10 protein-coding genes and 2 pseudogenes are annotated in these 9,764 nt (G+C 35.0%); 9 read left to right on the forward strand and 3 right to left on the reverse strand.

The genetic code is table 11. The annotated features are described in order from the left end of the window. Positions 1 to 828: 828 nt before the first annotated feature. Complete coding sequence (locus tag WQ54_RS19425; protein ID WP_197089630.1) at positions 829 to 1,392, reverse strand: Uma2 family endonuclease; 564 nt, start codon at positions 1,390 to 1,392, stop codon at positions 829 to 831. A 229-nt stretch (positions 1,393 to 1,621) separates the two neighbouring features. On the opposite strand from WQ54_RS19425, the pseudogene WQ54_RS33795 reads away from it, so the two are divergent. The 5 genes and pseudogenes from WQ54_RS33795 to WQ54_RS34835 all read left to right on the forward strand — a co-directional run. Continuing rightward, a pseudogene (locus tag WQ54_RS33795) lies at positions 1,622 to 1,739 on the forward strand (IS6 family transposase); the annotation flags it as partial. Positions 1,740 to 2,315: 576 nt separating this feature from the next. After that, positions 2,316 to 2,834: a DinB family protein gene (locus tag WQ54_RS19435; protein WP_046586497.1), complete on the forward strand. Its 519-nt coding sequence runs from the start codon at positions 2,316 to 2,318 to the stop codon at positions 2,832 to 2,834. Between the two features lie 278 nt (positions 2,835 to 3,112). Next, positions 3,113 to 3,514, forward strand: a complete 402-nt coding sequence (locus tag WQ54_RS19440) for a nucleoside 2-deoxyribosyltransferase (protein WP_046586499.1) — start codon at positions 3,113 to 3,115, stop codon at positions 3,512 to 3,514. 119 nt (positions 3,515 to 3,633) lie between these two features. After that, positions 3,634 to 3,804: a hypothetical protein gene (locus tag WQ54_RS34830; RefSeq protein WP_231597582.1), complete on the forward strand. Its 171-nt coding sequence runs from the start codon at positions 3,634 to 3,636 to the stop codon at positions 3,802 to 3,804. Positions 3,805 to 3,882: 78 nt separating this feature from the next. Continuing rightward, positions 3,883 to 4,029: pseudogene (locus WQ54_RS34835) on the forward strand (GNAT family N-acetyltransferase); the annotation flags it as partial. Positions 4,030 to 4,214: 185 nt separating this feature from the next. On the opposite strand, the gene sleB reads toward WQ54_RS34835, so the two are convergent. Then, complete coding sequence (sleB, locus tag WQ54_RS19450; RefSeq protein WP_046586508.1) at positions 4,215 to 4,937, reverse strand: spore cortex-lytic enzyme; 723 nt, start codon at positions 4,935 to 4,937, stop codon at positions 4,215 to 4,217. A 530-nt stretch (positions 4,938 to 5,467) separates the two neighbouring features. Continuing rightward, complete coding sequence (locus tag WQ54_RS19455) at positions 5,468 to 5,782, reverse strand: hypothetical protein (protein ID WP_046586500.1); 315 nt, start codon at positions 5,780 to 5,782, stop codon at positions 5,468 to 5,470. Positions 5,783 to 6,138: 356 nt separating this feature from the next. Here WQ54_RS19455 and WQ54_RS19460 point away from each other — a divergent pair, with 356 nt between their 5' ends. The 4 genes from WQ54_RS19460 to WQ54_RS19475 all read left to right on the forward strand — a co-directional run. After that, the gene (locus WQ54_RS19460) at positions 6,139 to 7,122 is read left to right on the forward strand and encodes a DNA/RNA non-specific endonuclease (RefSeq protein ID WP_046586502.1); all 984 of its coding nucleotides are present in this window, start codon (positions 6,139 to 6,141) and stop codon (positions 7,120 to 7,122) included. Positions 7,123 to 7,454: 332 nt separating this feature from the next. Then, positions 7,455 to 7,940: a DinB family protein gene (locus WQ54_RS19465; protein ID WP_046586503.1), complete on the forward strand. Its 486-nt coding sequence runs from the start codon at positions 7,455 to 7,457 to the stop codon at positions 7,938 to 7,940. Between the two features lie 471 nt (positions 7,941 to 8,411). Next, positions 8,412 to 8,930, forward strand: a complete 519-nt coding sequence (locus WQ54_RS19470; protein WP_046586506.1) for an AAA family ATPase — start codon at positions 8,412 to 8,414, stop codon at positions 8,928 to 8,930. 411 nt (positions 8,931 to 9,341) lie between these two features. After that, on the forward strand, positions 9,342 to 9,764 hold a 423-nt coding region (locus tag WQ54_RS19475; RefSeq protein ID WP_156178026.1), incomplete at its 3' end, for a helix-turn-helix domain-containing protein.

Here is a 9,764-nt window from a genome sequence, read left to right on the forward strand (position 1 = left end):
CACCTAATGTGAGGTTAGCAGTGGATGAGTAAGACTGATTAATATGAAAATCCATGATATGTTACAGGCATATGAACGGCTAACAGGCTTACAGGAAGCACCTAAGTTCATTCCATAATAGATATAATTCAACGTTGTAAGCTGATACCGTGGAGGGCTTACTCCCTATGAAGCGTTGGTAAGGAAAGCAATAGTGAGAATAGCTACTGTATAACTTATCTTTGTATCAGTGAAAGTGGTGGCACAGTACCAATGAAATGTCTAATCCACATGGAGGGATAGCCACTAGACTAATGAAGATTCATTTAATTATGCAAGGCAAATCTTTATCGATTAATAAGGTTCTCGTAAGACTAAAAGAGGTTCACCTCCCAAGGGAGGCACCGACTTATTGAAACGGAAGAATTGAAACACAAAAAGTAGTATTACTTGAAAGTGTTGATGATTAAATCGAATTGGATTAGTTGGGGCGCCGTATGCGATGAAAGTCGCACGTACTGGTGCTAGCAGGGGGAAAAGGGGGCGATAACCTCAAACCCTTACCTATCTGTCATGAGTACAGGGCAGGAATATTTTGTGGGGAAGTCGAAGTTGTTTTATCGAATAGCAACTACGGTATAGGTGCCTCAATTTTTCCTAGGTGATGAAAAAACGATTGAAGTGTGTGTGACAATAAAGATTAATTCAAAGTTGTGCGATAAATAAATTTTCAACAAAAAGCCTAGAGTCAATTATGAATAAAATTTATTCTAAATTGACTCTAGGTATGTGTAGAGTTTCACAGTTGTAAAGAGAAATACTTTTTATGATAGTAAGTGTTTTACTTTATTAAAGTAAAACACTCATAGATATTTCGAGTTCAGGGAAAATGTTTGCCCGAAATAAATCCTTGTCATTGTAAATATTTGGTGTTCCATACATACCGTTTTCTTCAAGGATATATTGCTCAATAATTTTTTCATTTGGATAAATTAATAAATACTCTTTTACCCCGTGTCTTTGATATTGGTTTAACTTCTCGATACGATCTCTACGCCAAGTGGAAGGAGAAAGAACTTCTACGATAAGATCCGGAGCACCTTTGCACCCTTTATCGTCTAATTTTCTTTCGTCACATATAACGCTGATATCAGGCTGTACAACATGGTATTCTTCTTCATCTTCTGAAGCAGATAATCTAACATCAAACGGAGCAGCATATACTTCGCATGTTTTCCCTTTTAAAAACGTATATAACTCACCAGTAATTTGGGTTACAATTCGTTGGTGTTGTCGTGACGGTACAGCTTGCATAAATGGAATACCATCAATGATTTCATATCGTGGCTCTTCAGGCCATGTTAAATATTCAGCATAAGTTACTTTATTAGGATAAGGTTGATTTATACTCAAAAGAGACACCTCCTTTAATATACTTAAAATAACATCATTTATAATACACAGCAAAAGAAAGTAATCTCACATTTTTATCTCAATTAACGGAAATTTAATATAGGAAAGTAGGATCTGGTGCAAAAATTTAAGATGACTTGAAGCTAATCTCTAAATCTTCTAGAAAAGGGATTATAAATGCTATTTTAAGAATGTACAGTTCTGATGACCTCGCTGCATAATAATCAGTATGACTAAGCCAAGTGCTTTAAAGTGGAAACATTATCAACCAGAAATTATCATGCTTACAGTGAGATGTGTACCTCCGGTACAATTTAAGTTTTCGGGACCTCGTAGTAATAATGGATATTGATATTGATGGAGACCCAACACATTATCGTGGTGTGGGCAATAGATAAGCCTAAAACTCTTTTTATATGGTTTCTTTTTATCCAAGTATGCTTGAACCTGGCTCTCACCTTTTGCTACATCCAGACCAATGACTGGACTCATAAAATCCCTCCTCCAAAATTAATTACCGGTACTCCTAAATCATCCCTGTAGTATCATAAACTTCGTTTGTTATACGAGATCTTAGTCCCAGCAAACCTCAAACATGTTTCTACACGGCCATACGTTCTACCCCGGCTACAGTAATCATATATCGATATAAAAAATGCTCAACCAGAAATATCTGGCTAACCTTATAATACGATCGGGCCAGATAGTTTATTATAGGGAAGGAATCTCGTAGAGTAAGGAGAATACCTTGAAAGGGGGATCTTTACCATCTGAAGTGAAAAAGCACATTCACTTGGAAGTTTAATCAGAATGGAGTGGTTCGGCAAACTTACAAAAAAGATTGTTTTCATTGACGGAATTTGTCGGTGTAGTTATCTTACCATATCGATGTAATTCGAAGAAAAATGGAGGAGGAATATTTGATGAAGAAACATCATGCGTTACAGTTGTATGATTATCATGTTTGGGCGAACAACAAGTTTTTCGGGAGATTGAAAGAATTGCCGAAGGACATTTATGATCGGGAAATTCAAAGTGTTTTTCCCTCGATTGCAGAGACGCTCGTTCATATTTATAGGGGAGATACAATATGGCTTGGTGTAATGCGGGAGAGTAGTATGGATGGGATTCAAGCTTCCATCGCTCAGGCACAAGAGAAGACCAAAGATAAGAGTCTTGAAGAAATGGAGAAGCTGTTTCGTGATTTGTCAGAAGAGTATCAAAAATTTCTTAACAATGAAAGTGATTTGGATAAAGAAATTTCCCCCGAACATCCTCAATTTGGGCGTTTAGATACTCATCTTTCCGAATTGATTCAGCATGTTGTTAACCACGGCACATATCATCGCGGAAATCTCACGGCGATGATACGTCAACAAGGTTACTCAAGTGTACCCACTGATTATGTTTTCTATCTTTATGAAATCAGTTCAACGAAATAGTTTTTCCCTAAACTTCTATCCGGAAGATAAAAAAGTATGCATCTAATTTTCGCAATCGGGCGATTTTCTTTAGTTAGAAGGCGTATTTTTATATACCCATACACATTAAGGGGTTAGCTTTTGTTAAGGCAAAAAGGATTGTGAAGATTTTCAATACTGACGAGTGCGATGCTTTAAGAAAGGCATTGCTTTTTCCTATTCATGTAACGAAGCAGCAGTATTTTAATAAGAGGTATAAAGATATATGTTAAAATTGTAATAAAAAAGGGGGAGAAATGATGAAATTTTATATAGCATCTAGCTTTAAAAATATAGAAAAAGTTAGATATGTAAGTAAAAAGTTAAAAGATAAAGGATTTATCCATACATATGATTGGACTTTAAATGAAAACGTAACAACATTGGAAGAACTAAAGGCGATAGGTCAAAAGGAGAAAAATGCTGTAATAGAAGCTGATTTTGTTGTAGTTTTATTACCAGCAGGAAAAGGAAGCCATATTGAACTAGGTATTGCTATTGGGAATAACAAAAAAATTTATCTTTATTCACCAAACAAAGAAGTAGACAACCTTGAAACAACCAGTACATTTTATCAATTACCTGAAATTGATAAGTGCTTTGGAACCATAGATGAGTTGGTAGATATTATAGACTTAAAATCAAAAAGGTTATTGAGCTAACTGGGGCGAATCTTCAATTATGGAGGATCGCTTTTTCTTATTCGACTAACGAAGCAGTATAGTTTAACAAGAATGGTACAATAAAGTTAAAAATAAAGTTATAGATAACAGGAGTATATATGAAAAATATTTCACTTAGAGTAATGGATGAAGAAGATTTCAGAACATATTTTGAGAATAAAATTGAAAGATATTCAAATGTGTTATCTGAAAATGTTCATGAAGAAGGTGAAGACCCTTTTTCTAAGGCAGTAAAACAATTAAATAATCTACTCCCCCAATACGCCTAATCATCAGCTTTTTAACATTTATAAAGTTGATCAGATAATAGGCTTTGTTTGGCTAAAAGTTGAAGCAGAAAAGAAAGTTCATTCCTTTATGAAATTTATATTTTTGAAGAATACAGAGCAAAGGGTTTTGGATCAGCAGTTATAAATAATATAGAAGAATGGTTAAAGGAAAAAGGAATTCATTATTTTAAACTTCACGTCTTTGGGAGACAAAGGGTGCTTTAGTTGAACAAGAGAATTTTAATATCGATCTTCAACAATAGAGAGCGTTTGTTGAACAAGAAGTAAAATGGTGTTATATATTATACATGACTAATAGTAACACCATTTATATTTTACAACTTTTTACATTTTAGATCTTGATAATTTATAACTTATCGAAATTTATTACCACTGATTAGTTCATCATCCTATTTACAAAAAATATGTTTCCCTATTTGTTTTATTTGCGGTCTTCCCCATATCCAACTACTTGTTGCCGTATCAGGATTAAAATAATAAAGCGCATTTTCCGTAGGGTCCCATCCATTAATGGCATCAAGTACAGCTTTTTTTGACGTTTCATTAGGAGTCAGCCAAATTTGTCCATCAGCTACCGCAGTAAAAGCCAACGGTTCAAAGATAACACCTGATACTGTATTAGGAAATGTCGGGCTCTCAACACGATTTAAAATAACAGCTGCGACCGCAACTTGTCCAATATATGGTTCACCCCGTGCTTCTCCATGAACAGCATTTGCCATGAGTTGAATATCATTTTGAGAAAATCCTGCTGGAACATTAATGGCTGTTGATTTTTGAGCTTGATCAGCCCCCTTAGTGTAATCATATTTCGTCACATTAACTAGCTTTTGCCTCGTTTTTAAACCTGCTACCCCATCGACAGGGAGTCCGAATTCAGATTGGAAATTCCGAAGCGCCCAATATGTCCCCCAGCCAAAAACACCATCAATTCCCCCTTTGTAAAAGCCAATATACTTTAGACGAGATTGCAACTCAATTACATCATCCCCAACTGCCCCCCGTTGAATAACTTGACTTGTAAAGGCATCAGTATTGCTTTCCTGGAGTGTTAAAATCGTTCCACTTAAAAAAATGACTAAAAGAATAAATATATGTTTTTTCTTTTTCATATTGCTCATTATTTTCCTCCTGATCATTAACATATTGTTATTTTTTGTTGGGAGTAAACTTTTATTCAATCAAAGGATCAAGCACCTACAATAAAACCAAAAGTGAGCAACCATAAAATGAGAAACAGGTTGAAAATATCTCTACCGTATTAAGAAGAATTGATGGAATTTTTCGGTCTTTATAGAGTACAAAAGAAACTTTTATGTAAAATTAAAAATCAATAATAAATGTTCTTCAATTATAGGGCCAGATTATTGAATATTTTAAATTTTAATACCTTCTTATTATACAAACTGGTGCAATACTTAAAGAAGGAGGTCGACTTTTTCTTTTCTACAAGAGGGACAATGTATAACGGAGGCTGCTGAAAAAGTAACACTTTTTAAAAACAGCGATGAATTCCATCAACATACAGACAATAAAAGAAGCTAATAATCTATATATAGTAGGTGATTAGCTTCCTTATATTTTTAAATAGACTTTTTCAGTGCCTTCTGTATAACGCTGCCTCTTTTTGTATTGTTAAGATTTATTTAATCTCTTCTAGTGTAATGATTCTATGTTTTAATTCTGAATTCATATCTAAAACGCCTATGACAATTTGATTATCTTCGGTCACTGTTATGTATCTAAAATAATCATCATCAGATATCAACAAATCGGTGTCAATTATCGTTTTTTCCATTTTAGCAAACACATCTACTGTGTATTCAAGGTGGAAAAAATCAACCAATCCTTTACTTGAGCCCCCAACCCAGTTATATAGAAAATCTTTCAGTTTGATTTGTTCAATCACCGATAATTGTTTCTTGAATTTTAACTTATCTATTGTAACGCTTATCATCTTCATCACTCCTTAACGAGTATTAATTTATACATTAAAGATTTCGCAACAATTCCATTTTCGTAACAAGCAGTTTCCAGTTTAGTTACTAGCCTGGCACAGTATTTTATTTTGCTTTATATACAGGTACTAAGTTCATAATTAAAGTTTGTGAAACACTGTACTTACATTAACGTGTGCTTTACTTCAATAAGGAGTAAGGCTTTTTTCTTGCATTAACTGGCAGGTTAATTCAATAGGATATTGGTCTTTTATGGTAAGATTATAGAATAAGACAAGATAAGTTATGGGGGAATAAGTTGAAAGTCATCGTTTTTAGAATGAACAGTATGAAACTATTATAGGAGAGTCCTAAAATGAATAAGAAAATGAACTATTTAATCTTACTTTTAACGATCATCTTTATGGTTGGTTGTACCAACGTAGAAGATACATCCACTACAGATGTAGAAACAGATTCACAAGAAGTAACCTCAGTTGAATCAAATAAAAATAATGAAAAAGAAGAAACTGTCACTTCGGTTGTTGATGAACCAGTAGTAGAGGAAACGCCGAGTGTTCCGGTTGCGGAGGAAACACCAACCCAACCAAATAATAAACTGTTTTCAGGATACAAACTTATTGAAGTTGATGGTGGCGATTTGTCTGGTTATCGTGAACCTAACGTTGTCGTTGACATTGGTTATGGGAACCGAGAATATTGGGCATTTACTAATGAATACGGGCAACTAGTACGAGTCATTGCTGACGAAATCATTCTGCAAGATGATAATAATGAAGCTGTTTTATCGTCTGGTAGATACTATTCTGATGAGGCAAAGGTTCCCGGTATTGAAAGTGACGTTTTAGATGAAGGACATATCATTGCTGATTCTCTCGGAGGGGTAGCAAATGCTTATAATATCACTCCACAAGAAAGCACACTCAATCGACACGGCGATCAAGCTTATATGGAAGATTCAATTAGTAGAGCAGGTGGTGCTACTGACTTTGAAGCAATTATCACATATCCGAATACGGAAACACAGATTCCTTCGAGTTATCAATATACTTATACGATAATGGGCAACAAGATTGTCGATACATTTGACAACGTGAACCCAGACGAAGTAAACGCATCACTCGGTTTAACAGACAGTGAACCAGTTGAATCAACTGAACCAGCTGAATCAACAGGATCAAACGAAAACGGTGATATTTCTAGTGTTGATACAAACGGTAATGGACAGGTGACGATTAAAGAAGCAAAAGCAGCAGGTTTTAGTATGCCAATAACGAGTGATCATTGGTTATTCCCATATATGGACGATCGTGATAACGACGGTATGGTAGGTGAGTAAGCCCCTAGAACTTTGAGGCAAAATAAATGAACGAAAGAACATTTTCCTCGTTGGACGATTTATTACAATTTGCAAATGGGTGTCTATACAAGAACAACTGAAGTTAATGGTCATATCTTCTATAAAATTTGTACGATGAAAATATAATTATTTTTCACTAACGGGGGCTATTCTTCAAGAAGGAGAATAGCTCTTTCTTATTGAAGTAAATGGCAGGATAGTTGAACAAGGAATTCAACCTATATAAGTAGAAATAGTATATATAACAATGTTTAATGTTACTCTTATATTATTTTTTACAATTCAAGAGTTGATTAATGGGGAGGATTTTTTTGAAAACTTTCTTTAGATATAATTGGATGGTAAGAGAAGACTGGTATCGTTGGTGCGAAGAGTTAAGTGAAGAAGAACTTCTGCAAAACCGAACAGGTGGAATGGGAAGTATTTTACATACACTTTTCCATATAGTTGATGTCGAATGGAGCTGGATACGTCTCTTACAAGGTAAAACTGACTTTCAGGAGAGTTTCGATGGTTATAAAAGCTTAAAAAAAGTCCGAAAATTGGACGATGAATTTCATTTAGAAGTGGAAAACTTTGTGAACAACTGGGATGCAAGTATGGAAAATCGTTTATTATATGATACCTTACCAGATGGAAGAATTGAGAAGTATGAATGGGGTGAAATCATGCGACATACCATTGCTCATGAAATTCACCATATAGGACAATTATCAATTTGGGCAAGGGAAATCGGAAAAAAGCCCGTTTCTGCAAACCTTAAAGGTAGAGGTCTCTCCTCTCATTCCAATAGATAATTCAGAAACATTTTAGTCGGTTTTTGTGTGATAATTTAAGATGAATCGACTCTTCCTTGTTCTAATTCGTATTCAGTTTAGTGGAGCATTATTAGTTTTTGAAAAATTGCACTTAAACTATTGGGTAGCAATAGTTTAAGACCAGCTGCCGATATCGGTGGCTGTTTTTTTATTGAACTAAAGTCAGGTTTCTTCAATAAGAAAACTTATATACAAGTGATTGTTCTCCATAGATAATTGTCCTCATAAAAATAAGTAAAGTGTATTAAGGAGGACAAAATATGGAGTGGATAGGAAGTATAATACCAATTGTAATTCTTTTTTTAATAATTGTTTGCTTAATTGGTTTTACAGTTGAATTAGTTAAGAAGTAAAATAATTTATAATTCAAGAATTCGAGGTATGTTTTTCGTGGCTCTATTTTCTTATTCAAGTAACGGAGTGCTTATCTAGTTGAATGGAGGTCTAATCATGGGCATTAGGAATTATCTGATTGGAGGCGTTTCCGGCTCTGGCAAAACTACGGTCTGCAACGAATTACAGCGGCGCGGTTACCATGCCATTCATGGTGACCGTGAATTGGTTTATCAAGGCGATCCGGAAACTGGTACCCCGACGGATGGCTTTAAACCCGAACACCATATTTGGCATGTAGATAAAGTAAAAGCTTTGGTCGCCAATCAGGATGAGGCGGTAACATTTTTCTGCGGTGGTTCGCGGAATTTTCACAAATACATCGATCTCTTCGACGGCGTGTTTGTCCTTGATGTCGACCTGGAAACCTCTCTCTGGCGGATTGATGAGCGAGTGGCACTGGACCCAACTGACTGGGGTGGCAGACCAGAGGAACGGGAAATCAGTAAGCGCATGTATCAAACGAAAGAAGGCGTTCCCAAAAACGGGATTATAATCGACGCCACGGCACCGATTGATCACGTCGTTGACGAGATCATCCGTCAAAGCGAAGAAAATAAACACCAACGACAGTAAACTTACGGTTGCGACAGCCCGATACACCGGTGCATCCTGGATACGAATTTTATTACAGACATGTTAAATTACGTAGGAAATACACTAGATATTTTAATATATTGGCACTGATTTTAGGGGTAGGGTATCTGATTTGGGAAGAAATTTATGCCTATCAAGATAACAAAAATCAATAAAATGAAAAACCCGTTCTTCAACTAAAGGGTAGGTGCGACAAGTTCTGTTATAAGCACTTCGACGTGTGAAAAACAGGAGATAGTAGATTACTATTTTAACTTTACAATAGAAGATGGGAATGACGGAGCCATGTTTCCTGAAACTACAAATGCTAATTTAAATATGTAAAAATTTGATTAATTAAAGATGTACAGTTTCGACTCATTTCTACATACTAATCTTGGGGTGATTAGTATGTACATAGCGTTAGATATCCAAACAGATTTTAAGATTAATAGTCTTACAGACTTACCAAAATTAAAAATACTGATGGAGAATTTAAAAATGCGAATTAACAAGAGTCAATTAGCGAGAGAATTAAATGTAGATCGGCGTACCATTAATAAATACCTGAATGGATTTACTCCCAAGAAAACAAAAAACAAATCTTCAAAAATTGATGAGTACTATGGAGTTATTTCCCTTTTATTATCAAAAGAATCAAAACAAGTGTTTTATTATAAACGAGTGCTCTGGCAATATTTAAAAGACAATCACGACTTGGATTGTGCAGCTTCTTCTTTTCGTAGATACATTCAAAGTAAACCTGAGTTTCAATCTTACTTTAGTGAGGGAAAGAGAATCAATTCAACTCAATCTAGTATCAGGTATGAAACT

The sequence above is a fragment of the Bacillus sp. SA1-12 genome (assembly GCF_000981385.1).
Taxonomy (GTDB): Bacteria; Bacillota; Bacilli; order Bacillales; family Bacillaceae; genus Metabacillus.

Bases quoted from the DNA above. Each gene is read 5' to 3' on its own strand.
- WQ54_RS19435 (WP_046586497.1), top strand. From the start codon at position 2,316: ATGAAGAAACATCATGCGTTACAGTTGTATGATTATCATGTTTGGGCG.
- WQ54_RS19440 (WP_046586499.1), top strand. From the start codon at position 3,113: ATGAAATTTTATATAGCATCTAGCTTTAAAAATATAGAAAAAGTTAGA.
- WQ54_RS34830 (WP_231597582.1), top strand. From the start codon at position 3,634: ATGAAAAATATTTCACTTAGAGTAATGGATGAAGAAGATTTCAGAACA.
- sleB (WP_046586508.1), bottom strand. From the start codon at position 4,937: ATGAAAAAGAAAAAACATATATTTATTCTTTTAGTCATTTTTTTAAGT.
- WQ54_RS19455 (WP_046586500.1), bottom strand. From the start codon at position 5,782: ATGATAAGCGTTACAATAGATAAGTTAAAATTCAAGAAACAATTATCG.
- WQ54_RS19460 (WP_046586502.1), top strand. From the start codon at position 6,139: ATGAATAAGAAAATGAACTATTTAATCTTACTTTTAACGATCATCTTT.
- WQ54_RS19470 (WP_046586506.1), top strand. From the start codon at position 8,412: ATGGGCATTAGGAATTATCTGATTGGAGGCGTTTCCGGCTCTGGCAAA.